Genomic DNA, 26,201 nt, shown 5'->3' on the forward strand with positions numbered 1-26,201 from the left:
GCCAACAAGCTAATCAGACGCATCCCCATCCATCACCGATAAATCTTTAATCTCTTTCAGATGTCTTCTAGAGATATCATTGGGTATTAGTCTTACTTTCGCAAGGTTATCCCCAAGTGATGGGCAGGTTGGATACGCGTTACTCACCCGTGCGCCGGTCGACGCCCATCAAAAGCAAGCTTTCGATGTCGTTTCCCCTCGACTTGCATGTGTTAAGCCTGTAGCTAGCGTTCATCCTGAGCCAGGATCAAACTCTCCATTGTAAAATATCATTTTTACTTCTTGCCTCATTGCTGAAGCAATCGGTGTTTGTTGTCTGTACTTAGGACGAATATCCTTTTCGTTTATTGAAGCTTAGTAAACCTGACTTGTCAATTGCTTGACGGTTCGTTTCTTTTACCCAGTCAACTTTCTTAATTATAAGAAGTTAACCGCTTCTTGTACTACTTGTCTGTTTATGTAAAATCTTTCAAAGAACTCTTTCTTTAGTTGCTAAGAGAAACCGTATTTCTCAAAAGCGAGTGCAAAAGTACTAACTATTTTTCATTCCACCAAATCTTTTCGCAAAAAAGTTGAGATCTCGGTGCATATTTAACACTTATAAAGACTTTCTGGAGTTTTTCTTACCACTACACTTTATTTTATACATGCATACGCCTGCCTGCATGTGCGGGCGCACACCCGCAAGCGCATTAATAATATTGTACTCATATTCCAAGACCGAAAAGAAATCAGGATTCAACTAGAAAAGCATTATCCGGAGAATATATCTATCAAAGAAGAATATTACTATACGAAGAAGAATATTATCGAAGAAAAGGGAGAAACTCAGAAAAACATTTTGCCAATTAAAAAAAATATAGTACCTTTGCACACGTTTTAACGGATAACAAGATTAATTACATATATTTTAAAACTTTCAAATGAAGGCATTAGCAATTAAGTCGAGTTTGTTTTCCTGTTTAAAGACATACAACAAGAAAACATTCATGTCTGACCTCATGGCAGGTATCATCGTTGGTATCGTAGCCCTGCCTCTGGCCATCGCATTCGGTATCGCTTCTGGCGTAACCCCTGAAAAGGGTATCATCACCGCCATTGTAGCAGGTCTCATCATCTCCATCTTCGGTGGAAGCAAAGTGCAGATTGGTGGTCCTACGGGAGCATTCATCGTTATCATCTATGGCATTATCCAGAAATATGGCATGGAAGGTTTGACGATTGCGACACTGATGGCTGGTCTGTTCCTGGTTCTCTTCGGACTTCTCCGTCTTGGAACCATCATCAAGTACATCCCTTACCCTATCGTTGTGGGATTTACCAGTGGTATCGCCGTAACCATCTTCACGACCCAGATCAAGGATCTCTTTGGATTGACGTTGACTTCAAATCCTTCTGATTTTCTGGAGAAATGGGGCGTCTACTTCCAAAGCTTTGACACCATAGATCCTTGGTGTGCCCTTATCGGAGTAGTAAGCGTAGTGGTTATCGCCATCACCCCTAAGTTCAGCAAGAAGATTCCGGGCTCTCTTATTGCCATCATCCTGATGACCGTTGTAGCCTTACTGCTCAAGCAGTTTGCCGGCGTTGAGAGTATCGAGACCATCGGCGACCGCTTTTCTATCAGCAATGAACTTCCTGCTGCTCAGGTACCAGTCATGAATTGGGAGACCATCAAGAGTCTTGTATCACCAGCTATTACCATCGCCATTCTGGGAGCCATTGAGAGTTTGCTTTCAGCAACTGTTGCCGATGGTGTAATCAGCGATCATCACGACAGTAACACCGAGTTGGTAGCTCAGGGTTTAGCCAATATCGCCTCTCCCCTCTTTGGCGGTATTCCTGCAACAGGTGCCATTGCCCGCACAATGACCAATATCAATAATGGCGGTAAGACTCCTATTGCAGGCATCATCCACGCCATAGTTCTGCTGCTCATCTTCCTCTTTCTGATGCCTCTTGCCCAGTACATACCAATGGCTTGTCTTGCCGGTGTATTGGTAGTTGTATCTTACGGAATGAGCGGATGGAGAAGTTTCCTGGCACTGATGAAGAATCCGAAGAGCGATGTAACCGTACTTCTGATTACCTTCTTCCTCACCATCATCTTCGATTTGACAGTAGCCATTGAGGTGGGTCTGATTATCGCCTGTCTGCTCTTCATGAAGCGAATGAGCGAAACCACCGACGTGACAGCTATTACCGATGATGAGATTGACTTGAATAAGGAGTTTGACTTCCTCTCAACCAACCTGGAGCACTATACGATTCCGAAGGGCGTAGAGGTATACGAAATCAATGGTCCTTTCTTCTTCGGAGCTGGTAACAAGTTTGAGGAAGTGATGGCAGCTTTCGGTGACCGTCCACTGGTACGCGTCATCCGTATGCGCAAGGTTCCATTTGTTGATTCAACCGGTATCCACAACCTCACCAACCTCTGCGAGATGAGCCAGAAGGAGGACATTCAGGTTGTACTCTCCGGTGTTTGCGAGAAGGTAAACGCCCAGTTGGAAAAGGCTGGTTTCTACAATATTCTTGGCAAGGATAATATCACAGATCACATCAGCAAGGCTCTGAAACGTGCTGAAGAGATTATTGAGAAGAAAACTGTTAATAGTTAATAGTTTACAGTTTACTGATTGTAGACCATCAAATAAAAAAAGATGCATTGCTGGATATACCAGTAATGCATCTTTTTTTATTGTCATCAAGTAACTGTTAACTATAAATTGTTAACTATCAACTATTACAGAACTGTTAACTATCAACTGTTAACTATCAACTATTACAAAACTTTTCCCAGAAACTCCTGTAGTCTTGGCGATTTCGGATGGTTGAATATTTGCTCAGGAGTTCCGTCTTCCGTGATATAGCCGTCACTGAAGAAGAGAACACGGTTGGCCACTTCTCTTGCAAATCCCATCTCGTGGGTCACCACCACCATCGTCATTCCCTCGGCAGCAACATCCTTCATCAGCTGCAGTACCTCGCCCACCATTTCCGGATCGAGAGCCGAAGTCGGCTCATCAAAGAGGATTACCTCTGGATTCATCGCTAAGGCACGGGCGATAGCTACGCGCTGTTTCTGTCCGCCCGACAGACTGTCGGGATAACTGTCGGCCTTATCCAGCAATCCGATACGGGTCAGGAGTTCCGTTGCTTTCTCATCAGCTTCTTCCCTTGTCATCTTACCCAATTCTACCGGAGCCAGCATGATGTTGCGGCGTATGGTCATATTAGGGAAGAGATTGAACTGCTGGAATACCATACCCACCCTCTGGCGCATTCGGTTGATATCAACATCGCTTGATGTGATATCCATATCATCAATAAAGATTTTACCCTCGGTAGGTTCTTCCAGAAGGTTGATGGAACGCAGGAAGGTACTCTTGCCACAACCCGACGGACCGATGATGGCAACCACCTCACCTTTCCTCACCGAGGTGGTAATGCCTTTCAGCACCTCGTTGTCGCCGAAGCGTTTACGAAGTCCTTCTATCTTGATTATTTCGTTTATTTTATCCATTGTTTTAAAGCTTTTGCCCTTTCAGGATTCCTCATTTCCTTTCGCTCTTTCTCAGTCTCTTCTCCAGCCTTCTCACTCCTGCGTTCAGTCCGAGAACAAGAACGAGATAGAGGCAGGCTACTACGCCCAACGGCATCATCGCTTCGTAAGTAATGCTTCGGATGATGTCGGAACCCTTGGTCAAGTCTACCAGTCCGATATAACCGCTGATAGAGGTTTCCTTGAGCAGAGTGATAAGCTCGTTACCCATAGCCGGAAGCACATTCTTGAAGGCTTGCGGAAGGATGATGAGACGCATCGTCTTGCCATACGAAAGACCAAGACTTCTACCCGCCTCCATCTGACCATTATCCACCGACATGATGCCCGAGCGGATTACCTCGGCAATATAAGCTGCCGAGTTCAAGCCGAAGGCGATGACAGCCACCAGTATCTTATTGACATCTGCCGATGCAAACACCACATAATAGATGATGAGCAACTGCACCATGGTTGGCGTGCCTCGCATGATGGTAAGGTACAGCTGGCAGAGCATGTTCGGAATCTTCCAGTCGCCCTTACGTTCATGACGTGCTCTGACAATAGCTATCAGCGTTCCGAGTATTACGGAAAGGATGATGGCGAAGAAGGTGATGATGAGCGTATTGCCCAACCCCTGCAACAGATACTGATAACGATTGTCATCTATGAAGCAGGATTTAAACTTATCTATCACTCCCGGCTGGTTACCAGCTGTTTTCCCTTCATTGGAATTCACCATGATAACCTGTCGCACATCGGCATAGGAATCCGTAAATCCGATATTCTTCTTCCGTTCTGGAGTAACCGTGATGCCGGCAATACCCGCATCCGCCTTACCAGCCTGTACAGAGGTGATGATGGCATCAAACTCCATATCAAGAATCTCGACATCCACGCCCATCACATCGCCGATGGCATTCGCCACATCCACGTCGATACCCACAATCTTGCCATTCTGGTAATATTCAAAAGGCTCAAAGGTGGCATTGGTAGCAAAGCGCAGACTCGTCTTCAAGCCGAGTTTCTGCAGCGCTTCCGGTCCCATCTTCTTCACGTCAGAAGTCTTTGGCGTATAAGCCACGGCTATACCCCGTTCCAGATGGCGGTTGATGATGGAATCGATGACGCCATTCTCTTTCAGAATGCGGATGGCATGATTGATGGACTGCTGCAACTCAGCATGATCCTTAGCCACGCAGATGGCGAAAGAGGACGCATCGAAGGTTTCGGGCAGGATACGGAGCGATGGGTTCACCCGTTGGAATGCCTTGGCTGGCGCCTCATCGGTCACCATGCAGTCTATCTTACCCTGCAGGAGTGCCTGGATGGCATCGGCTCCCTTGTTGTACCGTTCTACCTTGGTACCGCCACCTTCCTTTTCCAGCTCCGTAGCTAGTCCGTCGCTAGTGGTACCGAGCTGCACACCAATCACAGCCCCCTTCAAATCAGTCTTGCTCTTGATTTGCCTGTCAGCATCTGACGCTCCTGAGCCACATGCCACGAAGAGCACACTCAGGAGTAAAGTCAAGAAGCCCAGCTTAAACTTTCCCGTTTTTCTGTATTTCATCATTCCAGGCATTCGTTTATTGTTGTTTCAAATACTCAGCACACATCTCTGCACATCTTTCTCCGTCTACACCAGCCGATACGATTCCGCCTGCATAACCAGCACCTTCGCCACATGGGAAGAGTCCCTGGATGCGGACATGCTGCAGGGTTTCGCGGTCACGGACGATGCGGACAGGCGATGAGGTTCTCGTCTCCATCGCTATCAGCGTAGCCTCGTTGGTCAGGAAACCATGGGCATTCTTGCCGAAGGTCTTGAAGCCTTCCTGCAGTCGCTTGCTCACGAAAGACGGCATCCAGAAATGCAACGGACTCGAAATCAAGCCTGGAGCATAGCTGCTCTTTGGCAGATCATAACTCAATCGATTGTTCACGAAGTCAGCCATGCGCTGTGCAGGTGCAGTCTGCTTCATGTTGCCCTGCTGCCAGCATTGCTTTTCCACGATTTCCTGGAAGTACATCATTTGGAGTGAAGAGTGAGGAGTGAAGAGTGAAGCATTCTCCTGCGCCTTCATTTCCTGCTGTTCGATGACAGACTGATGCTCCTTCACAAACTGCGCCACATCCTCGGGATGAGTTTCCACCACCATGCCCGAGTTGCTCCAGGCAGTACCGCGGTTGCTCGGACTCATACCGTTCACCACGAGCTGTTCCGGTCCTGTAGCAGCCGGAATCACAAAACCGCCCGGACACATACAGAAGCTATAGACACCTCTGCCATCTACCTGAGTAACGAAGCTATATTCGGCAGCAGGCAGATATTTTCCTCTACCACTCTTATTGTGATACTGAATCTGGTCGATGAGTTGGGAAGGATGTTCCAGACGCACACCCACGGCGATGCCTTTTGCCTCGATATCTATCTTTGCCGAAGCGAGATAGCGGTATACATCGCGGGCACTATGACCTGTTGCCAGGATAACCGGTCCGCGATAAGTTTCCTCAGCACCCGTAGCCAGATTCACGGCTTCTACACCTATCACCCTATCGCCAGCTGCAGCATCAGGTGCCGTCAGTTTACCTTCACTCTCAAGGATCAGACGAATCATCTTGGTCTGGAAATGCACTTCGCCGCCACACTTGATGATGGTGTTGCGCATGTTTTCAATGACGCGTGGCAACTTGTCGGTACCGATATGCGGATGGGCATCTGCCAGGATATTGGTATTGGCACCATGCTGGCAGAATACGTTCAGAATCTTATCTACACTTCCCCTTTTCTTGCTTCGGGTATAGAGTTTGCCGTCACTATAAGCACCGGCTCCACCTTCACCGAAACAGTAGTTGCTCTCTCCATCTACCTTCTGAGTCTTGGTAATGTTAGAGAGGTCCTTCTTGCGTTCGCGCACATCCTTGCCTCGCTCCAGCACGATAGGACGGTATCCCAGTTCTATCAGGCGCAGGGAAGCGAAGAGGCCGCCAGGTCCCTCACCCACAACGATAACACGAGGTCTGCTGCTCACATCCGGATATTCGGTATGGACATATTGGTCGTCCTGCGGAAATTCGTTGATATAAGCACGCACCTTCAGATTGACGAAGATGGTGCGCTGACGGGCATCGATGCTTCTCTTCAAAACCCTCACCTGGTTGAGCGTTCTTACATCCAATCCCTTTTCTTTGGCGAGATAACGCTTGATGCCTTCCTCGCTGGCTGCCTGTTCGGGCAGAATTCTTATCTGATACTCTTGAATCATTATACTTTATACTTTGAGTTTTATGATTAGTTTTATAAAAGTGACGAGTGACAAGTGACCGATTCCATATTACGGATTTCACATTACATTCACAATTCACTTTTCACTTTCACTTTTTCATGCTTCCATTGTAGCCAGCACTTCGAGCGTATCCAGCTGATACATGGTGAACTTACCATCTTCCAATGTTGCAAAGGTTGGCGGATTGCCACCCTTCGGGAAGGTGATGCTGCCGGTATTTACGATGGCCTGCCCCTTCTCGTTATGAGAGAGTTCCCAGAGATGGGAGTGACCATAGATCATAGCCTCGTAAGGACCCTTCGGCATGTTTTCCTTATTGTATACATGTCCATGAGTCAGAAGATAGCGCTTGCCTCCGTCTACCAGCAAGGCATAGGTCTCCATGATAGGGAAATCGAGGAGCATCTGGTCTACTTCCGCATCGCAGTTGCCACGCACGGCGATAATCTTATCTGCCAGCGCATTCAGTCTTTCTACGATACCCTTAGGATCGATTCCTTCCGGAATGCGGTTGCGGGGACCGTAGTTGATGATATCCCCCATGATGCACATCATGTCACAATGTTCTGCCTCGAAGAAATCGAGGACCTTTTCCAGGGCTGGCAAACAGCCGTGGATATCTGAGAATAAAAGATATTTCATTACTTGATTCAAAAAATATTAATACTCACCCTCAACCCATTTTTTACCTGATTCAGTATATTTCATCCAAATAACCAAACCGACACCAATGATTGCTGCTATTGCAAAAAGTATTGTCAACATTTCCATAATTATTTCTTTTTTAATTCTACTTTTAATAAATAATTGCCTGCATAAGCAAAACATGCAGCAGCGATTACTGCGCATCCCATGCAAACATAGTTAGTTACTCCCATTGCCTCACCTGTAAACAGTGGCGACAATGCACCAATTCCAATACCGCTGCATACCATCTTTGAAAGACCAAAGAAATACTCAGCCAGCATCTCATTTCGTTTGAAATTGCGTTCAACGAGTTGATTTTTACTATTTACTTCTGTAACCATATTGCTAATGCTTTGAATTACATCGGCAAAATTAAGCAAATAATCCGAAACACCCAAACATTTCAACGTTTTTTATATATATAATAAGGTATAAAGGAGAGGAAGAGTCTGTAATTATCTACTGAAATAGCTTTTTTATCTACAATATGCTACTTTTTTGTTAAAATCCTTGGCAGTTTGATATATTATTCGTACTTTTGCCCACAAGTTCTGCTTCGGCCCCGGTCGTTTCGGGGGAGGCATTACATTACCAACGTAAAATTCAAGAACATATGAAAGTATTAAAATTCGGCGGAACATCGGTTGGTTCCGTAAAAAGCATCCTCAGCTTGAAACGTATCGTTGAAAACGAGGCTAAGAAACAGAGTGTAGTGGTTGTCGTGAGCGCGCTTGGCGGTATCACGGACAAACTCTTGCAAACCTCTCAACTTGCCCTCCAGGGTGATGAACAGTGGAAAGTAGAATTCGAAGCCATGGTTGATCGCCACCACAAGATGATAGATACCATCATCACCGACACTACAGACAGAGAAAACTTATTCAAATCGGTTGATGCCCTCTTCGAGCAGTTGAAGAGCATCTATTTTGGTGTGTACCTCATCCACGACCTCAGCGAGAAAACGCAGGATGCCATCGTGAGTTATGGTGAAAGACTCAGTTCCAAGATTGTTGCCACATTGATTCGTGGAGCCAAATGGTTCGACTCCCGCAACTTCATCAAGACTGAGCGCAAGAACGGCAAAGGCAAGCATGTACTCGACAGCGAGCTGACCAACAAACTGGTAAAAGAAGCCTTTGCAGAAATTCCACGCATATCTCTCGTTCCGGGTTTTATCAGCCGTGACAAGAACACAGACCGCACCACCAACCTTGGCCGTGGCGGTAGCGACTACACAGCAGCCATCATAGCAGCTGCCCTCGATGCAGAAGTGCTCGAAATCTGGACTGATGTAGACGGTTTCATGACCGCCGACCCACGTGTCATCAAATCAGCTTATACCATTAACGAACTGAGTTACGTTGAGGCGATGGAGCTTTGCAACTTTGGTGCAAAGGTCATCTACCCTCCAACCATCTACCCGGTTTGTGTCAAGAATATTCCTATCAAGGTTAAGAACACCTTCAACCCAGATGCTCCGGGCACCATCATCAAGAACAAGATAGATGGCGACCAGAAGCCTATCAAGGGTATCTCTTCCATCAACGGTACAGCGCTCATCACCGTAACCGGTCTTTCCATGGTCGGTGTGATTGGTGTAAACCGCCGTATCTTCACCGCTCTTGCCAACGAGGGCATCTCTGTGTTCATGGTGTCACAGGCATCATCTGAGAACTCTACCTCTATCGGTGTGCGCGAGCAGGATGTAGAAGAGGCTGTAAAGGTATTGAACAATGAGTTCCACAACGAGATTGCCGATGGTGCCATGTTCCCAATGCACGCAGAGAAGGGCTTGGCCACTATCGCCATCGTGGGTGAAAATATGAAGCATGCAGCCGGTATCGCCGGTAAGCTCTTCGGAACCCTCGGCCGTAGCGGTGTTTCCGTCATCGCCTGTGCACAGGGTGCTTCAGAAACCAACATCTCGTTCGTAGTGAAGAGCGATTATCTGAGAAAGTCACTCAACGTGCTCCACGACAGTTTCTTCCTTTCAGAATACAAGGTGCTGAACCTCTTCATCTGCGGTGTGGGTACCGTGGGCGGAAAGCTCATCGAGCAGATCAAGAACCAGTATGCCGACCTCATGGAGCGCAGCAAACTGAAGCTCAACGTGGTGGGTATCGCTTCTTCCAAGAACGCCATCTTCAACCGCGATGGTATTGATCTCGAAAACTATCGCGAGGAACTGAAGACTTCAGACCCAAGCACTCCAGAGGTTCTGCGCGATACCATCCTGGCGATGAACATCTTCAACAGCGTGTTTGTAGACTGTACTGCCAGCAAGGATGTGGCCGCCCTCTACCAGAGTCTGCTGGAGCACAACGTAAGCATTATCGCAGCCAACAAGATAGCTGCATCAAGCGAATATGAGAACTACGAGAAACTGAAGAAGACTGCCATCCAGCGTGGTGTAGTATTCCGTTTCGAGACCAACGTAGGTGCCGGTCTTCCTATCATCGGAACCATCAACGACCTCCGCAACTCCGGAGATAAAATCCTTAAGATTGAGGCAGTTCTCTCGGGTACGCTCAACTTTATCTTTAACGCCATCTCCAGCGTCGTTCCATTCTCTGAGACCGTGAGACTGGCTAAGGAGAAGGGCTACAGCGAGCCTGATCCACGTATTGACCTGAGCGGTATGGACGTGATTCGCAAGCTGGTGATTCTCTCCCGCGAGGCAGGTTACCGCGTAGAGCAGGAAGATGTAGAGAAGAACCTCTTCGTGCCAGACAAATACTTCAAGGGTTCACTCGACAACTTCTGGAAGAAACTTCCTGAGCTCGATGCCGATTTCGAGGCTAAGCGCAAAGCGCTCGATGTAGAGCACAAACGCTGGCGCTTCGTTGCTACCCTGGATGGCGGCAAGACAAGCGTAGGTTTGCAGGCTGTAGGTCCTGAGCATCCGTTCTACAATCTGGAAGGTTCCAACAACATCGTGCTGCTCACCACCGAGCGCTATAAGGAATACCCTATGATGATTCAGGGCTATGGTGCCGGAGCCAGCGTAACTGCTGCCGGTGTATTCGCCAACATCATGAGTATCGCTAACATTTAACACTTAACATTAAAAGAAGAGATGAAACATATTATCATTCTTGGCGACGGAATGGCTGACCACCCGGTAGAAAGACTGGGTGGAAAGACACTCCTGCAATACGCCAACAAACCCTATATGGATATGCTTGCCAAGAAGGGCAAGACAGGAAGACTCGTTACCGTGCCAGATGGATTCCATCCGGGTTCTGAGGTAGCCAACAGCTCTATCATGGGCTACGACCAGAACGAGGTTTACGAAGGACGCGGACCGCTGGAGGCTGCCAGCATCGGCTATGAACTGGAGCCTACCGACCTTGCCCTGCGCTGCAACATCATCAATGTGCAGGACGGCAAGATTATCACCCACAACGGTGGTAACCTGGAAACGGAAGATGCGGATGTGCTCATCAAGTATCTCAACGATACCCTCGGCAAGAAATATCCTGATGTCAAGTTTGTTACCGGCATCCAGTATCGCCATCTTCTGGTGGTGAAGCACGGAAACAAGCATATCGACTGTGCCCCACCTCATGATCATCCCAACGAGGAATGGCATAAGCTGATGGTGAAACCTATCTTGCCGGAGATTGGAGGCGATGAGGGTCACATCAGCCGTCGTGATACAGCCGACCTTCTGAACCAGCTGATTCTCGAGAGTCAGGAACTCCTGGAGAACCATCCTTTCAATGTGGCGCGCAAGGAGCGTGGCGAACGAATGGCCAATCTTATCTGGCCTTGGGGCGGCGGTTACCGTCCGCACATGCTCACCCTCTCTCAGATGTATCCACAGATCAAGAAGGGTTCTGTGATTTCTGCCGTAGACCTGATTCGAGGCATCGGCCATTACGCCGGTCTGCGCAACATCATCGTTGAGGGCGCTACCGGTCTTGCCAATACCAACTACGAGGGCAAGGCAGCCGCAGCTATCCAGGCATTGAAGGATGGCGACGACTTCGTTTATGTTCACGTAGAGGCGAGCGACGAGGCAGGTCATGATGGTGATCTGGAGCTGAAGCTGAAGACCATCGAGAACCTCGACCAGCGACTCATCAAGCCTATCTTCGATGAGGTAAGCACCTGGGACGAGCCGGTATGCATCGCAGTTCTCCCCGACCATCCTACTCCGGTAGAGATCCGTACCCACGTCAAGGAGCCTGTGCCTTTCATCATCTATTACCCTGGCATGGAGCCGGATAGCGTAGAGAAGTATGACGAGGTAAGCTGCGTGAGTGGCGGTTACGGCATGCTGCAGCTGCAGGAATTCATGAATGCCTTCATGGCGATCAATTAAAATCAACGGCTTCATGATAGCCCCCAAAGCTAATCATAAAGTTCAATGTTCAAATCTCAAAGTTAAAAGTAAAAAATGAAATATTATTCAACAAATAAGAAAGCACCCATCGCCGACCTTCACAAGGCGGTAGTTAAAGGTCTGGCAGAAGACCGTGGCCTCTATATGCCAGAAATCATCAAGAAGTTGCCACAGGATTTCTTCGACAACATCGAGAAACTCTCCTTCCAGGAGATTGCCTACAAGGTAGCTGATGCCTTCTTTGGCGAGGACGTTGATGCCGAGTCATTGAAGAAGATTGTATACGATACCCTGGCATTCGACTGCCCTGTAGTCGAGGTAGAGCCAAACATCTACTCTCTCGAGTTGTTCCATGGTCCTACCCTCGCCTTCAAGGATGTGGGTGCGCGCTTCATGGCCCGTCTCCTGCAGTACTTCGTACGTCAGGAGGGCAAGGAAGAGGTGAATGTGCTCGTAGCTACATCGGGCGATACCGGATCGGCTGTTGCCAACGGTTTCCTCGGCGTTGACGGCATCCATGTTTACGTGCTCTATCCTAAGGGCAAGGTGAGCAAGATTCAGGAGAGCCAGTTCACTACCCTCGGTCAGAACATTACAGCCCTTGAGGTAGATGGCGTATTCGACGACTGCCAGGCACTGGTGAAATCTGCGTTCATGGACGAGGAGCTCAACAAGCACATGAAGCTCACTTCAGCCAACTCTATCAACGTGGCCCGCTTCCTGCCTCAGGCATTCTATTATTTCAATGCCTATGCCCGCATGAAGGAGAAGGGTCTCGCCGACAAGCTGGTTATCTGCGTACCTAGCGGCAACTTCGGCAACATCACAGCCGGACTCTTCGGTCATGAGATGGGATTGCCTATCCACCGCTTCATCGCAGCCAACAACGCCAACGATATCTTCTACGAGTATCTGCAGACAGGCAAGTACAATCCACAGCCTAGCAAGCAGACCATCGCCAATGCCATGGACGTAGGCGACCCATCAAACTTTGCCCGCATCTACGACCTCTACAAGGGCGATCATGATGCCATCGCTGCCTACATCGGTGGTGCTACATACAAGGACGAGCAGATTGCAGAAACCATGAAGCAATGCTACAGCGAAACCAAGTATGTGCTTGACCCTCACGGAGCTTGCGGCTATCGCGCCCTGAAGGAGCAGTTGAAACCAGGTGAGGTTGGCGTGTTCCTCGAGACCGCTCATCCAGCCAAGTTCAAGGAGAAGGTAGACAGCATCCTTGACAGCGATATAGAGATTCCTGCACGCCTTGCAGAATTCATGAAGGGTGAGAAGAAGAGCATCCAGATGACCAAGGATTTCGCATCATTCAAGAACTACTTGATGAACGAATAAACCATACATACGGAAAAGCCTTTCTCTTTCTCAGGGGGAAGGCTTTTCATTTTATACTGAACTTTCGCATGTGGTTCAAGTACGGGCTGAAGGCCCAAAAGCTCCTAGCCCAGGGCGTCGCCCTGGGTATGATGGCAATCAGCAAGACGCCCTGTAAGGGCAAAAGCTTTATGTTTTGTCTGGAGTTTTAAAGCTTTTGCCCTTACAGGGCGACAGGTTTGCGTCCGTAATTACCCAGGGCGATGCCCTGGGCTAGGGGCTTCTGCCCTTTCAGGGCGTATGGGACAAAACTTGCGAAACTTTTATTTTATATACAGAAAACGGGAAAAATTTATGAAGATTGTTATTCTAGACGGCTATGCCGCAAACCCGGGAGATTTGGATTATCATCTTCTGGAGAAACTGGGCGAGGTGGTAGTTTATCCTCGCACATCAGATGCAGAGAAAGTGGAACGTGCCAAGGATGCCGACATCATCCTTCTGAACAAGGTGCAGATAGATGCAGAGACGCTGGCGCAGCTTCCTAAACTGAAATACATCGGTATCCAGGCTACAGGTTTCAACGTGGTAGACATCGAGGCTGCCAAGAAACAGGGCATCATCGTAACCAATATTCCTGCCTACAGCACCGACAGCGTGGCGCAGATGACCTTTGCCCTCATCCTTGCCGTAACCAACCGCGTAGAGCATTATACCCAGGAGAACCGCAACGAGCGCTGGGCTTACAATAAGGATTTCTGTTATTGGGATACCCCACTGATGGAGCTTGCCGGCAAGACCCTGGGTATCATGGGACTGGGCAATATCGGCATGAAAGTTGCCAACATCGCCCGCCAGTTTGGCATGAACATCTGTGCCTTCACCAGCAAGAATTCGAGCAATCTGCCTGAGTGGATCCAGAAGGTGAGCAAGGAGGGTTTGCTTGCCACGAGCGATATTCTCTCGCTCCATTGTCCGCTTTCTGATGACACCTATCATTTCATCAATAAGGAGAGTCTGGAGAAGATGAAGGATACCGCCATCCTGGTTAATACGGGTCGCGGTCCGCTGGTAGATGAGGAGGCCGTAGCTGCTGCCCTCCACGAAGGCAGTCTGGGTGCCTACTGTGCCGACGTAATGACTCAGGAGCCGCCATCAAAGGAGAATCCGCTCTTCGGTGAGCCTAATGCCTACCTCACCCCTCATATTGCCTGGGCCACCTACGAGGCTCGCGAGCGCCTGAACAAGCAGGTAGCCGCCAACGTAAAGGCATTCCTCGAGGGCAATCCGATTAATGTCGTGAATAAGTAAGAATGCTACTTTAAAAATCTGCATTTCTTAAATGAAGACAGCCAACCTTCAATATCCCAATTGAAAGTTGGCTGTTTACTTTTTCTTATAGTTTTCTTCTGAACTGCCTAATCAGGTACTTGGGATTTCGTCTCATATTCCATAAGTCAACAAGAATAATTCTATCGTATTCCGCATCATATCGATAGATGATTTTCCAATTTTTATTCAAACAATTGCATGATATCCATACAGAAGAATTCTTCAAATGGAATACCATCGGTGCCAACAACGATTGATTTCAGAGGATGGAATTTCTCTTGAAACATAGGAATACCACTATTCATGCCTCTCTTTCCACTCTTAACCTCTATGGCAACGAAATCTCCTTGTGACTCCAGGATATAATCCACCTCATTATTATGATCTCGCCAATAATAGAGATGACAGTCATTGTCCTCCACAAAATCGAGAAGACAAGTACCCACTGCCGATTCCACCCATCTGCCCCAAATCATTGGGTCAACATAATCTTTGTCAAACCCCTTACCGCGATATGCCGTGAACAAAGCATTGTTAAACACTGAAAACTTTGGGATAGACTGTCTCTTACGAGCCTCATCGCATGCAAACTTTTGAAGTCCGCAAAGCAAGTTGGCTTGCTTCAATATTTCGAGATAAGAAGACAAAGTCGTGACATTGCCTGCATCTTGCAATTGTCCAAGCATTTTGGTGAGTGACAACAACTCACCAGAATAAGAACAACCTACCTCAAAAAGCTGTGACATGAGTGAAGGCTTGTAAATATTCGAAGTCAAGAGAACATCCTTTTCAATGGCAGGTGCCACAAGAGAATCCTTGACATATTTCCTCCAACGCCTAAAATCCCCTATATAATCCACCGAGCCTGGATAACCTCCAAAATAAATCCATTGTTGGAGTGATAACCCGAAAGCAGCTTTCATTTCCGGAAAAGTCCAATGCCCCATACGAATCAACTCGAATCTACCAGCTAAAGACTCGGTTAGCCCTTTGCGCAAAAGCAAGCGAGACGAACCCAGCAATACGACTTTCAGGTTTACATGATTTAGGGTATCGGCATCCCACTCTCTCTTCACATATTCACTCCATCTGCGTATTTTCTGTATCTCGTCTATTACAAGAACAGCTTCTTGCAAATGCTGAATATCCATTCGGCTTCGAACAGACTCCCAAGAACGTCGAATCCAATCCGAATCTTCTTCATTTACAGAATCAGCATTAAATTGAAATACTACCTTATCAATAGTCTCTGCTATTTGCGCCATAACTGTTGATTTGCCAACCTGTCTTGGTCCTGCCAAAACAAATATACACTTACGTCTTTCGCTCAACCTACTCAACATCAAGTTGTAATGTGGTCTTCTATACTCACCCATATTCTTTAATTTGTAATATTAAACAACTCTATTCTTTATAACGAATTACTCAATTCTTCGTCACGAATTACTCAATTCTTCGTCACGAATTACTCAATTCTACTTTGCAAAGATACAAAGAATAGATGAGTAAACACATTACCCATGATTATTTTTTAGCATTCTTAACTCATCATACAGCTTTGCCCCCTCTCCTTCACGCGCTTAGGATGCACCTGGCCAGATTATACATCTTTTCATAATGCTGACGATACATTCGTTCTATATTCTTTTCCTGTTTCATACACTATCTATACAGTTGAGCCCAGCAAAAAACTAAGCAAAACTCTGGCTTTTTCCCTATCTTCTCTTCACCAAAACATAGATGATGACGGGAGCGCCGAACAGCGGGGTGACGGCATTCAGCGGGATGATGCCACCGTCCGACGGAAGGGTGCAGAAAAGATTGCAGAGAAGGGCAATGGCTGCACCCATCAGCATCGTAACGGGCAACAGACGGCGATGATTCTCCGTGCCGATGATGAGGCGGGCGATATGCGGCGTTGCCAGGCCGATGAAGGCGATGGGACCACAGAAGGCGGTAACCACTGCCGTAAGAAGACCGGTGATGATGAGCAGAACGATGCGCAGACGCCTGATGTTGAAACCCAGATTCTCGGCATACTGTTCGCCTAACAGCATGGCGTTCAGCGGTTTTACAAGAAGCAGAGACGCAGCTAGGGCAATGAGGGCTAACGGGATGAAGAACATCATCTGCTGGCTCGAAACATTGCCAAAGCTGCCCATGCCCCAAACCATATACGATTTCACGCCCTCTGCCGTACTGAAGAAATTGAGCAATGAGATGGCGCTGCTGGCAAGATAACCCACCATCAGTCCGATGATGAGCAGTACCGTATGGCTGCGCACAATGGCAGAAAAGAAGGTGATGATGCCCATCACCACCATAGCCCCTATGAAGGCTGCAATGAGGATAGCCAGGAAACCGCCGATGGCATAGTTGCCGGCATCGCCCAGAAAACCTACCCCTAAATCATCCAGGGCAATATTGCCACCAAAGGCAAGCATCACGATGGCTACAGCCAGTCCGGCTCCGCTGCTGATACCGAATACGTCAGGACCCGCCAGAGGATTGCGGAAGGCTGTCTGCAGGAGCAAGCCGCTCGTAGCAAGGGCTGCGCCCGAAAGCAAAGCGGCAATCGCCGCCGGCAGTCGCGATTCCAACAGAATATAGCGGTAGGTTTCGTCAGTCTGAGAGCCCGAAATAATCGCCCCCACGTCCTGCCATGGGATGTTTACACTCCCCCATGCCAGGTTGGCGAAAAACAGTATGATAATGGCGATTGTCCCTAAAACGATGGTTTTCATTCACTAAAACTATTTCTTGTAAAATCTCTGATTAAAGCCCTATTTCTTATAGAATTTCAATTTGCCGAACCGCTCGCCATGAGCCAGGATGATGAACTCTCTGAGCAGCAGTTCGGGATGGAAACTCGTAAGCTCGAAATAAGGTACCGTAGAGGTATCTACCTGATAGATATTACCCCGGCTGAAGGCAGCAAGAGCCTTGTAGCCGTCATATTCCTGAAGCAGTTGAGCCTGCGACAAAGGGGCACCACCGAAATACTTGAATGCCCATACATCCACCTGCTTTCCCTTCGCCAAGATTTGCTCCGGACTCATCGCCAGACTTCCGCTGTGTTCATCGTCCTCGAAGATATAACGGGCGTTGGCATCCTTCAGCAGAATACCGATAGTACTCTGACCTCCAGGCACATACCATACATTGCCCGTCTTTCTTTCGGTCAGGATGGAGAGGCCCTTCGGATACCCGGCTGCCTCAGCTTTCAGCTTCAGATATTCCTTTTCTATCTTCACAAAGAGCGAATCTGCCTTTGGTTCGCAAGATGCAGCAAGAGCGGTCTTCGGTGCATTCCCGTCTTTTTTAAAGAGCATGCCGTAGAATTTCATCCATTCCGCCCTGCCCAGTGGCGAAGACTCCATATAGTCGGCAGCCTCGATGATGGGGATATGCAGTTTGTCGAGCTTGCCATATCCACCGCTGTTCTCGAAAGGCGAAAGTAGGATGGCTTCGGGTTTCAGGGCGATGATGCGCTCGATATCGGGTGCCATGCTCGAACCGCAATCCACGATGGAATTTCGGGCAGCAGCATTTCCTGCAGAAACATTTCCGGAAGAAGCTTTTCGGGCAGCAGTATTCCTAGAAAGAGCAGCCCTCTTCTTTACATCCGGAATATTGATGTAATCGAGATCGCAGACACCACGGATGGCCTGCTGGCAGCCCATTTCGTACATCAGCTGGCAATGGGGAGCGATGAAAACAGCACTCCTCTCCACCGGTGTGCGCACGGTATCGGTAGTGCATCCCATGCCCGAAGTGCGTTGCAGGGCGAGTCGGGCAACCATCTCATCCCCCTCCTTTCCCTTTGGGATAAGGATATAGCGGTGCAGCAGCGTCCCCGCCTTCCAGGGATTTGCAACGTTCACCTCAGCATACTGATACTCAGCGTCTTCCGCATCATTATTCAAAGATGCGGTCCCCTTTTCCCCATGCTTCACGATGGTTAGAAGTTTGGCATACTTCATCTTCAGAGTATCCCCTTCTTCAGCCTCTCCCGCCGTCGTCTTTCCGCCCTGGCAGGCAGTCAGCACAAGGAGCGCCAGGAGTGCCCCGAATATATATATTTTTCTGTTCATCATAATTGGTTGATTAAAGAATACGTAAATATATTATTCCAAAACCTTACTATTTAATATTTTCCTGATAATTAGAAGCCAAATCATAATACATTAATTTGGTATGCTCATTGTTATCCTTACTTGTCAAGGGTAAAAAGCCATTCTTTTCATAGAAAGGAACTGCCGCCTTATAAGCATCAACTGTTATAAACCGACAACCAGTTTTATTATTTATAACAAACAAGGTTTTAATAAAGTCCAAGAGAAAAGAGCCCATACCTGTACCTCGACATTCTATATCAACCCCTAATCTACAAAGTTTTACGGCTGGATAACTTCTCAATCTTTTCTCTTGAACAAAGCGATGTTTTCTAAATCTATTAAATTCGCTATTAGAATTGAAATCCGTTATAGAAACCTTATCATTAGCTAGACTAAAATATGCAGCAATCTGATGTTGCTTATCTTCTACAACGTATGTAACCGCAAGCATCGCCTGCTTGTAAAGACCAGCTTCCTGAATAACGAAATCATTCAAGTCTTCATCTCCACAATCAAAAGCGGTTACACATTCCATACCTGCCAAACTATGCACAGTATACCTAGTTTGAAACTCTTCCTCTGTCATACGCCATTCTTTTTAACCTTGAAACACACTCATGACTGCATGATAATGCTTCATTCTTTCTTCATATTGCTCCTTACTTTCCTTTGGTGGATTTTTCATTCTTGCCTCAAACTTGCGAGCATCACCACCATAAAGAATCGGAGTTTCTCTAATTGGTCTTGCCATAATACATTCCTCCTTGAGTTTATTAATTAATAATCTTTAATAGGTATTATTCTTATATATAACTGAATTGTTATTTACCTAATCCGCTTCAAAATTACAAAAAGTTTGGGAGATAATAGCTTTTTTTAGAGAAAACTTTTGGTTTTGTACGTAAATTCCTAGTTTTTACGGGTATTCTGCGTTTCTATGAATATAAAAACAGCGAAAGATGACATCCAAGGATGCCATCTTTCACCTCTCTCCCCACCTACTCTATCCTGATAACCACTTCGCCCCCGCGTCTCAGCACCTTGTTAACACGGTCGAAGAGTTGGAGAAAGAGTTCCTGGCTTCTGAGGACGAAGCCGGGAGCATGAGCCTCGCCGATGAGGATGCCGCCCTTGCGGAGACGGAACGGACCATTGCCCGGCTGAAGCATCGGACACGAAAGGGCATGAAGCTCATCCATGCACCCGAACCTATGATGCTTGCGCTCCAGGCGGCAGCGCTCGCAGATTTCGGGGAGAGGAAGAGGCGAACAGCCCAACCCTGATGAAGCATCAGAAGAAGAGGAAGCCTCCTTCTTCACCGCCTCCAAGAACATCATCTTGCGGGCGAAACTGCGGCATTTAGCCACCACTACGCGATATTCACCAGGCTCCAGGCAGCCCTCCTCGCGCTCTACTGTATCGCAAATATGCTCGTGGTCAACAACGCCACCCTTGCGATCTGCTATTTCCTGACTGAGGCGACCCACTACGGCGCCACGAACTGTACGAAAACGATTTAAGACTAATTTCATCATAACAGACAATAACCGATAAAAATAACAAACAAAATATGCTCAAAAAGCTATTGAGAAAAACATTTGAAATTCACATTCACTTTCACATTTTCTGAACGTAAAACGACTGGTAATAATCAGACAAATCCTTGCAACCTTCCGGCAACTGATGGTACACCAGCTGAGGGAACATTTCCTTCAGTTTCATATAAAGACCGATGCCCGGCTTGTCCTGATCAGGCCACATGTGAAGATTCCTTCCCACTAAAAGATTGCGACATTCTTCATTACAAAGCGTAGCACTCGGGATGGCTATTGCCTTGTAACCCATAGACATAGCGCTCCAGCAGTCGGTACATCCCTCGGTAATAACCAATGGCTCTTTTTCTGTCACCTGCGGCAAGATCTGCATCCCATATACCATCGGCTTGCTACCTGGTGCAAACTTAAACCGCGGTTTTTCTTCAGTCTTATCTCCCAGATATCTGCTCTGAACCGTCAGCAGATTGCCATGAACGTCATAATAGGGAATCAACAGGGAAGGACCATCAAAAAACTTTCCACCAAAGCGATAGCCAGCAATGGAGAAATCTGTGCTCACCACTCTACACCAATAGATATATTCCGGGCGCAACTTTCTCTGATAGAACAGGAAATCCTTGGCTTTATCTGTCAGTTTCTTACCCATGAGCATACGCATCAGATAATCTACGTCAGGCTTATGCTGAAACTCGCCTCTGAGATTGAGTCTGTCCGTATCACATTCAGATTTTCTATGCTCAGCAACAGTTTTATCCCGATGAAGCACATCCTTACGGTTTCCCGCAGAATGATTACCGGCGCTGATATTGAATCTTCTGCACAGCCATTGGCAAGCCTCCGAAAAAGAGAGATTCTCCCGTTTCATCACCAGGTCGATATTATCTCCACCCCACCCGCATGCAAAGCAATGACAAGTGTTGGTGGAAGTCCAGAAATGCAAACTCGGATGGGTATCATTATGACTGATACAAAGGGCATTATGATACCGCAAACCCATGCCCAATTCATCAGCAACCTCCAGGATGCTGATAGCTCTAAGTTTAGAGAGCGTATTTGAATCAATATATTCTGCCATCTTCTAATTGTCTTTTTTAATATTACCATCACCAATAGTGCCTTTCTGCTGCGTCTTTCTAAGCACCTTTCTATCCTCGCCCTTTGCTGGTTTTTCGAGCCATCCCCATCTTCGCCAGTTGCATACCATGTTGCGGGCAGGCGTCTTGAGCTCCTTCTGCTTCAGAAATTCCTCCAGGAACTGATAAGAGAATTCCTGCGGCAACTCGCTGAAATAGTCTACTGTATGATAAGGCTCTCCTTCGCCCTCGGCAGAAATCTGCTCGAAAGCCTTGCCCCACCGCTGCAACATATTCTGCAAGATGCGGTCGGCACAAGCCAGATAGGTCTGCCTGACCAGTTTCCGGATTTCCTTCTCGCTCTTCTTCCCTTCCACTTTGTAAAGCACTTGCATGAGGGCAGCGATGCGGAAGGCTGAAACCGAACTGCGCTTGTAGAAGACATCCATCGACTTGGACATGGTTTTCACCACCTGCTGGCGGCAGTCGTTACACCATTTTACCACCGTCTTGTAGAGCCAGCTCATATCTTCCTCTATCTCCTGATGGAATTTTCCATCTTCCTCGTAGCACAACCCGAAGAGCTTATCCAACGTATTCTCCAGCTCATTACGTTGCGTATCGGTCAACGCCTGAAACTGTGGCGGATTGTCGCCCAGATGACTGATGAGCGGGCATAAGATGGTTCGGGTTACAGCACCGCCCTCAATGGCAGCCTTGTTCATATATCTGCTCACCGCACTCTGAGTGCCGCAGAAAACGAACGACAGCAAGGCATCTACCATGGCACTATAGCTGGATTCGCTCATGAAATCCTGACCATATACGCTGCCCAGATCGTATGCCGTTTTGATAACCTGCGAAAGGTCGGCAAACTGGCGCTTGGCAGAATGCACGATGGCAGAAATCTCATCGGCAAATTCGAAGAGCGTCTTCGGAGCACCATAGAGCTTGACGGCTGCATCGCATCTCTTGATGAACATGGTGAGCGATACGGTTTCGGGCAGGATGGTGATGTCGGTCTTCGGTTCGGGTGGCAGCTTGCCGTCCTTCTTTCCCTGGCGTCGCTTCAGGGCAGCATACTCCTGCTCCTTGGCTCTCATTTCGCTGTCACGCTCGATGAAAGGTTTCATCAGGGTACGCATGATGTATCTGGCAAACGACTTTCCGCTCGACTGCTCGCCCTCTACGATGACCTGCAACACGATAGCCGATTTTTCTCCCTGATTATCATACACATACTGTATTCTGACACGTGTAAGATAAACGCTGAGCATGGCAGCAGCCACCACCAGCGTAGGATACTTGAGGTCAGAAGGCGAAGTGATCATCCATTCTCTGATGCCCGACGGATAATCCTTATCGGCAATCAGATGATGCATGGGCATCTCTTCATTCTCTTCAGCCTGTTCAGCCAGCTTTTTTCCTGTCAACCCAGATGATACCTTGTTATTGATTCCGCCCTTGGTATCCTCAGGCTTTGCCACTGGATTAGTCTGAGACGCTTCCTGTGGAGGTATTTTCTTTACTTTTTCCATAATCCCAATCATTGATTATTTCTGTATGCAAAAGTAAGGAAAAAAAGCCTCCCCGGCAATAGGCGTCCTGCCGGTTCGCCTCCTACTAAGCCTCATCGCCGGCAACTAAGCCTTCCGCTAAGCCTCCAGCTCATCTGAAGGCATAAAAAAAGCACTCTTTGCTTGCAAACGAAGCAAAAAGTGCTGATACTGTATTATTTCTAAAAAATCTTCTGTTCAGATATGTTCCTATTCTTTTATATTATCACCCCCACTGACATAAGAAAGAACCAAACGGCGAACCACGGCATGAATGTCTTCATTAGGGAACTTCTGGCGATATTTCTCCGTAAGGTCTTCGCAGAAATACATCTTGCTAACAACCGTAGAAGTAGGAATAGTCTGTATAAATACATCGTATGTTGCAACAGGCTTGCCATCCTTTGTGTCGACAGGCACAATATTCTCCTTATACCAACCTAGTCCAGATGTGACAGGGAACAATCTATAATTGTCCTTATACTCCACTTTACCAGCGATGTCCAGTATATATCCGTCAGCAGACTTATCGTCCTCAGGATTCACCGCATATAGCATATATACAGCAGGAAGCGTCGAGTATTTTTTTGTGATAAACTGATATTTTTTGCTTCCTCCAAAAGGAGGGTTTGCCTTCAAATCCTGCTCTATATCCTCACGAATTTGTAGCGCATCCACCACAAACTCTACTTCGCCAGTATAATTGACGACAGTTTTCGATGACTGTGGATTTGGCGGAATAACTTCACCATTGTCATTGCTGTTGTCACACGCACAAAAAGCCAAGACTACCAACAGTAGTAAGACTGATTTTTTTACAAAATACTTCATATCCAAATTTGTTTATCAAACCTATTTAATTGTTAAACGTAGAATATGCCTAAAACTTGCTCTATTTTGCGTTTTTAACATTCCATCTAAAACTTGGCAACACTCACAAGAAGCAATCATTTCCCCGCTTCCTACTGTCCCTTACGGTAGATGGCGACAAAACGGTTAGCGATATTGATGAGTTTCTGCCGGGCGTTAGGATCACTTACATCATCAAAACTCCAGTTGGGAAATTCGCCACGCATTTTGGAGAAACGCTTGGAGATAGCACCGCCATTGGTCAGATTGGAAGGCAGACCCAGCTGCTCTGTAAGATACTTGCAGAAAGATGCGCCATTATCAAATTTGCCTTCAAAATCGTTGATATCAGAGAGCGCCACCATAATCAGGGCATAGTCTTTCTTCAAAGGAATAGCCTTCTCGTCTATCATCTTCTGCAAGGCTCGCTTTACTCTTTCTCCCTGGCTCAAGTCGCCCCATTCCTTCTCATTATCTTCTTCCGTTTTTTCCTGCCCGCCGTTTTCCTGATGCTCATCGTCTGTCACTTCCAATTCCAATGTCCTCTTCTGTTCAGGCTCGAATCCGTGAAGATAATCTTCATCATTGTTCTGGCGCATCAGTTCATTGATCTGAGATGAAACGAAGAAACCATCCTCGCCATAATAACCGATATTGGCTGCCAGCTGTTCAACCACATCCCGGTTCTTCACGACTGCTCCGAGGCACCGCTGAGAAAACTCCTGAGTTACGTAGCCTCTCCATTGCCCCATAATCATTGAGCAAAATTGAAACACTTTCGACTCCAAAGGCATCATCTGAAGTATCACAGCTGCCATATACAGGATGACAAATACGATTCTCTGACGCTCTTCCTGAGCTGTAGCATACCCATCCTCGTCAACATAGTTTTTCTCATATTGCCCTATTCCTTCCACAAAGGCTAGGCGGCTCTCGGTATCGGTATGCGAAAACATCATTTTGTCTACGATGCAGAATACCTCATAAAAAACATCCTCGCATGAACATCTGGACGTAGGAAACCACGTCTTATCATTGAAGATATCATGGGTGATGGCTCTGAAAACCTGATAAATCATGTGTTGCGAAAAAGATTTATCTACCATCTGTCTGGTCTTCATCTTAAATAACCTCATCGTCGTAACCATTTAAATCATCAAGAATCACATCAAGAGAATTGATCAAAGCAAACTGAGAATTCCCATGACAATCGCAACAGACAGCATCTCCATTAATCAGAGCAACAATCTCAACATCGGAGATTTTCACCTTGGTTCGTTTCAGCGAACGGGAAGAGGTGCACGGACCTTTCCAATAGTATACCTTGATGCCGTAATCTTCCTTGCTGCACAGGTTCACCAACATGGCAACGTCTCTGTTTGCCTTGTCCAAGCGCAACTGCTCACCTTTATCTGTACCATATAGCACTTGATACTTACTGGCATTGAGACACTCCATAAAGGATTGCTGCATCTGTAATTGCATGACAAAGGAATATGGCGCATCGCTGAGAGACTGATGGCGAGGAAAAGAAAACACCACAGCCCTTGGCCTGCAGCCAGCCTTGATTCTTTCAGCCACGGCATCAAAGAAATCACCAGGTGGCAACTTGGCAGAAATCACCATATTCCAGCCATATTGATTCGCCACCCTGTTGATATTATCACGCAGAAGAGCCACCACCTTGTCCTGTCCCCTTTTGCCGCCGAAGATTCTAGATTCTTCCACAAAAAGGAAACCTCTGTTGGGGCGATTATCAATGATTACCTTACAGAAAGGCTGGTTGTGAATTTCATTCTCCTTAAAGTTACTCCAATAAAATTCTTTTTTGTCTGCGCATACATCCAGCACAGCCACACCTTCGCGAAATCCCAATATTCGGTTGTCGTGAATAACATCTTCCTCATTCTTCCGTGATTCCACCAAAGTCATTTTCTTGCTTTTCAGCAAACTGTCCATTACCTTCTCGAAACCTGTCTGACATTCCTGATATTTTTCAGGCGATGACATTTCGAGAAAATCCAAGGGTAGAGTACCCTCGATACTTGAAAGATTCCGGCTTTTGCAGAAATCATACTTGAAGACAACAAAAGAAGTCTTTTCTGTGCTGTTTTTAGTTCGTCCAGTCATTAGCTTCTGGTTTAAATTATACCATGAAAGTTATTTTCCATAGCAACTACAAAAGTAACACTTTTTCCCCGAATAAACAAATAAATTCTAAATTATTTTTTATCAAATTGTCTTTTTTTCATAAACCATCAAAACAAAATGTGAATGTGAATGTGAATTTGAAATGTAAATCAATGTATCGGGTTGTTCCATCCATTCCTTTTATTGGATATTGTGAATGAAATTCAGTCCTCGCGCGCGTACCTTATTATATATATAATATGAACCTATTATAATGGCTACTATTACTTAAACACGATTATACGCTTCTCCTTCAGGTAACATTGAAAAACATTTCAAATTCACATTCACATTCACATTTTTGCCTTTCCTCCTATCAACCAGCT

21 protein-coding genes and 1 rRNA gene are annotated in these 26,201 nt (G+C 46.8%); 5 read left to right on the top strand and 17 right to left on the bottom strand.

The window, feature by feature from the left end; genetic code table 11:
• Positions 1–263, bottom strand: a 16S ribosomal RNA gene (locus tag NNC77_RS13675); the annotation flags it as partial.
• Positions 264–923: 660 nt separating this feature from the next.
• Between NNC77_RS13675 and NNC77_RS13680 the strand changes: the two genes are divergently transcribed.
• Positions 924–2,621: a SulP family inorganic anion transporter gene (locus tag NNC77_RS13680; protein ID WP_006848728.1), complete on the top strand. Its 1,698-nt coding sequence runs from the start codon at positions 924–926 to the stop codon at positions 2,619–2,621.
• Between the two features lie 164 nt (positions 2,622–2,785).
• Here NNC77_RS13680 and NNC77_RS13685 read toward each other — a convergent pair whose 3' ends face one another.
• The 5 genes from NNC77_RS13685 to NNC77_RS13705 form a co-directional block, all read right to left on the bottom strand.
• Positions 2,786–3,526: an amino acid ABC transporter ATP-binding protein gene (locus tag NNC77_RS13685; RefSeq protein ID WP_262924898.1), complete on the bottom strand. Its 741-nt coding sequence runs from the start codon at positions 3,524–3,526 to the stop codon at positions 2,786–2,788.
• Positions 3,527–3,557: 31 nt separating this feature from the next.
• Positions 3,558–5,117 (bottom strand): ABC transporter substrate-binding protein/permease, encoded by a 1,560-nt coding sequence (locus NNC77_RS13690; protein ID WP_254970352.1) that lies wholly within the window; start codon positions 5,115–5,117, stop codon positions 3,558–3,560.
• A 13-nt stretch (positions 5,118–5,130) separates the two neighbouring features.
• Complete coding sequence (locus NNC77_RS13695; RefSeq protein WP_006848731.1) at positions 5,131–6,810, bottom strand: NAD(P)/FAD-dependent oxidoreductase; 1,680 nt, start codon at positions 6,808–6,810, stop codon at positions 5,131–5,133.
• A 117-nt stretch (positions 6,811–6,927) separates the two neighbouring features.
• Positions 6,928–7,473 carry a phosphodiesterase gene (yfcE, locus tag NNC77_RS13700; RefSeq protein ID WP_006848732.1) on the bottom strand — a complete coding sequence of 182 codons (546 nt, stop codon included), beginning with the start codon at positions 7,471–7,473 and terminating at the stop codon, positions 6,928–6,930.
• 131 nt (positions 7,474–7,604) lie between these two features.
• Complete coding sequence (locus NNC77_RS13705) at positions 7,605–7,859, bottom strand: hypothetical protein (RefSeq protein ID WP_006848733.1); 255 nt, start codon at positions 7,857–7,859, stop codon at positions 7,605–7,607.
• Positions 7,860–8,131: 272 nt separating this feature from the next.
• Here NNC77_RS13705 and thrA point away from each other — a divergent pair, with 272 nt between their 5' ends.
• The 4 genes from thrA to NNC77_RS13725 all read left to right on the top strand — a co-directional run bounded on the left by thrA (position 8,132) and on the right by NNC77_RS13725 (position 14,512).
• Positions 8,132–10,573 (top strand): bifunctional aspartate kinase/homoserine dehydrogenase I, encoded by a 2,442-nt coding sequence (gene thrA / locus NNC77_RS13710; RefSeq protein ID WP_254970351.1) that lies wholly within the window; start codon positions 8,132–8,134, stop codon positions 10,571–10,573.
• Between the two features lie 21 nt (positions 10,574–10,594).
• Entirely contained in the window at positions 10,595–11,845 is a 1,251-nt protein-coding gene (locus NNC77_RS13715; protein WP_118153125.1) for a cofactor-independent phosphoglycerate mutase, read from the top strand.
• 75 nt (positions 11,846–11,920) lie between these two features.
• On the top strand, positions 11,921–13,222 hold the full coding sequence (gene thrC / locus NNC77_RS13720; protein ID WP_217314824.1) for a threonine synthase: 1,302 nt from the start codon (positions 11,921–11,923) through the stop codon (positions 13,220–13,222).
• Between the two features lie 333 nt (positions 13,223–13,555).
• Complete coding sequence (locus tag NNC77_RS13725) at positions 13,556–14,512, top strand: D-2-hydroxyacid dehydrogenase (RefSeq protein ID WP_254970350.1); 957 nt, start codon at positions 13,556–13,558, stop codon at positions 14,510–14,512.
• A 203-nt stretch (positions 14,513–14,715) separates the two neighbouring features.
• Here NNC77_RS13725 and NNC77_RS13730 read toward each other — a convergent pair whose 3' ends face one another.
• The 11 genes from NNC77_RS13730 to NNC77_RS13780 all read right to left on the bottom strand — a co-directional run bounded on the left by NNC77_RS13730 (position 14,716) and on the right by NNC77_RS13780 (position 25,815).
• Complete coding sequence (locus tag NNC77_RS13730) at positions 14,716–15,909, bottom strand: ATP-binding protein (RefSeq protein ID WP_234564470.1); 1,194 nt, start codon at positions 15,907–15,909, stop codon at positions 14,716–14,718.
• 339 nt (positions 15,910–16,248) lie between these two features.
• A complete protein-coding gene (locus tag NNC77_RS13735) occupies positions 16,249–17,277 on the bottom strand; it encodes an iron chelate uptake ABC transporter family permease subunit (RefSeq protein WP_254970349.1) in 1,029 nt (342 codons plus the stop codon).
• A gap of 39 nt (positions 17,278–17,316) precedes the next feature.
• A complete protein-coding gene (locus NNC77_RS13740) occupies positions 17,317–18,630 on the bottom strand; it encodes an ABC transporter substrate-binding protein (RefSeq protein WP_337428554.1) in 1,314 nt (437 codons plus the stop codon).
• Positions 18,631–18,676: 46 nt separating this feature from the next.
• Complete coding sequence (locus tag NNC77_RS13745) at positions 18,677–19,237, bottom strand: GNAT family N-acetyltransferase (protein WP_254970348.1); 561 nt, start codon at positions 19,235–19,237, stop codon at positions 18,677–18,679.
• Between the two features lie 12 nt (positions 19,238–19,249).
• Positions 19,250–19,402, bottom strand: coding sequence for a hypothetical protein (locus tag NNC77_RS13750; protein ID WP_217327071.1), 153 nt, complete (start codon positions 19,400–19,402; stop codon positions 19,250–19,252).
• A 247-nt stretch (positions 19,403–19,649) separates the two neighbouring features.
• Entirely contained in the window at positions 19,650–20,186 is a 537-nt protein-coding gene (locus tag NNC77_RS13755) for a hypothetical protein (RefSeq protein ID WP_217327070.1), read from the bottom strand.
• 82 nt (positions 20,187–20,268) lie between these two features.
• The gene (locus NNC77_RS13760; protein ID WP_254970347.1) at positions 20,269–21,282 is read right to left on the bottom strand and encodes a CHC2 zinc finger domain-containing protein; all 1,014 of its coding nucleotides are present in this window, start codon (positions 21,280–21,282) and stop codon (positions 20,269–20,271) included.
• Positions 21,283–21,285: 3 nt separating this feature from the next.
• The gene (locus NNC77_RS13765; protein WP_254970346.1) at positions 21,286–22,818 is read right to left on the bottom strand and encodes a hypothetical protein; all 1,533 of its coding nucleotides are present in this window, start codon (positions 22,816–22,818) and stop codon (positions 21,286–21,288) included.
• Between the two features lie 228 nt (positions 22,819–23,046).
• Entirely contained in the window at positions 23,047–23,667 is a 621-nt protein-coding gene (locus tag NNC77_RS13770) for a hypothetical protein (protein WP_254970345.1), read from the bottom strand.
• A 131-nt stretch (positions 23,668–23,798) separates the two neighbouring features.
• On the bottom strand, positions 23,799–24,821 hold the full coding sequence (locus NNC77_RS13775; protein ID WP_254970344.1) for a hypothetical protein: 1,023 nt from the start codon (positions 24,819–24,821) through the stop codon (positions 23,799–23,801).
• On the bottom strand, positions 24,808–25,815 hold the full coding sequence (locus NNC77_RS13780) for a hypothetical protein (RefSeq protein WP_254970343.1): 1,008 nt from the start codon (positions 25,813–25,815) through the stop codon (positions 24,808–24,810). Before NNC77_RS13780 ends, NNC77_RS13775 begins: the two co-directional genes overlap by 14 nt.
• Positions 25,816–26,201 lie beyond the last annotated feature (386 nt).

Source organism: Segatella copri, from assembly GCF_024330485.1.
Taxonomy (GTDB): domain Bacteria; phylum Bacteroidota; class Bacteroidia; order Bacteroidales; family Bacteroidaceae; genus Prevotella; species Prevotella copri_L.

Bases quoted from the DNA above. Each gene is read 5' to 3' on its own strand.
- NNC77_RS13680 (WP_006848728.1), top strand. From the start codon at position 924: ATGAAGGCATTAGCAATTAAGTCGAGTTTGTTTTCCTGTTTAAAGACA.
- NNC77_RS13685 (WP_262924898.1), bottom strand. From the start codon at position 3,526: ATGGATAAAATAAACGAAATAATCAAGATAGAAGGACTTCGTAAACGC.
- NNC77_RS13690 (WP_254970352.1), bottom strand. From the start codon at position 5,117: ATGATGAAATACAGAAAAACGGGAAAGTTTAAGCTGGGCTTCTTGACT.
- NNC77_RS13695 (WP_006848731.1), bottom strand. From the start codon at position 6,810: ATGATTCAAGAGTATCAGATAAGAATTCTGCCCGAACAGGCAGCCAGC.
- yfcE (WP_006848732.1), bottom strand. From the start codon at position 7,473: ATGAAATATCTTTTATTCTCAGATATCCACGGCTGTTTGCCAGCCCTG.
- NNC77_RS13705 (WP_006848733.1), bottom strand. From the start codon at position 7,859: ATGGTTACAGAAGTAAATAGTAAAAATCAACTCGTTGAACGCAATTTC.
- thrA (WP_254970351.1), top strand. From the start codon at position 8,132: ATGAAAGTATTAAAATTCGGCGGAACATCGGTTGGTTCCGTAAAAAGC.
- NNC77_RS13715 (WP_118153125.1), top strand. From the start codon at position 10,595: ATGAAACATATTATCATTCTTGGCGACGGAATGGCTGACCACCCGGTA.
- thrC (WP_217314824.1), top strand. From the start codon at position 11,921: ATGAAATATTATTCAACAAATAAGAAAGCACCCATCGCCGACCTTCAC.
- NNC77_RS13725 (WP_254970350.1), top strand. From the start codon at position 13,556: ATGAAGATTGTTATTCTAGACGGCTATGCCGCAAACCCGGGAGATTTG.
- NNC77_RS13730 (WP_234564470.1), bottom strand. From the start codon at position 15,909: ATGGGTGAGTATAGAAGACCACATTACAACTTGATGTTGAGTAGGTTG.
- NNC77_RS13735 (WP_254970349.1), bottom strand. From the start codon at position 17,277: ATGAAAACCATCGTTTTAGGGACAATCGCCATTATCATACTGTTTTTC.
- NNC77_RS13740 (WP_337428554.1), bottom strand. From the start codon at position 18,630: ATGATGAACAGAAAAATATATATATTCGGGGCACTCCTGGCGCTCCTT.
- NNC77_RS13745 (WP_254970348.1), bottom strand. From the start codon at position 19,237: ATGACAGAGGAAGAGTTTCAAACTAGGTATACTGTGCATAGTTTGGCA.
- NNC77_RS13750 (WP_217327071.1), bottom strand. From the start codon at position 19,402: ATGGCAAGACCAATTAGAGAAACTCCGATTCTTTATGGTGGTGATGCT.
- NNC77_RS13755 (WP_217327070.1), bottom strand. From the start codon at position 20,186: ATGATGAAATTAGTCTTAAATCGTTTTCGTACAGTTCGTGGCGCCGTA.
- NNC77_RS13760 (WP_254970347.1), bottom strand. From the start codon at position 21,282: ATGGCAGAATATATTGATTCAAATACGCTCTCTAAACTTAGAGCTATC.
- NNC77_RS13765 (WP_254970346.1), bottom strand. From the start codon at position 22,818: ATGGAAAAAGTAAAGAAAATACCTCCACAGGAAGCGTCTCAGACTAAT.
- NNC77_RS13770 (WP_254970345.1), bottom strand. From the start codon at position 23,667: ATGAAGTATTTTGTAAAAAAATCAGTCTTACTACTGTTGGTAGTCTTG.
- NNC77_RS13775 (WP_254970344.1), bottom strand. From the start codon at position 24,821: ATGAGGTTATTTAAGATGAAGACCAGACAGATGGTAGATAAATCTTTT.
- NNC77_RS13780 (WP_254970343.1), bottom strand. From the start codon at position 25,815: ATGACTGGACGAACTAAAAACAGCACAGAAAAGACTTCTTTTGTTGTC.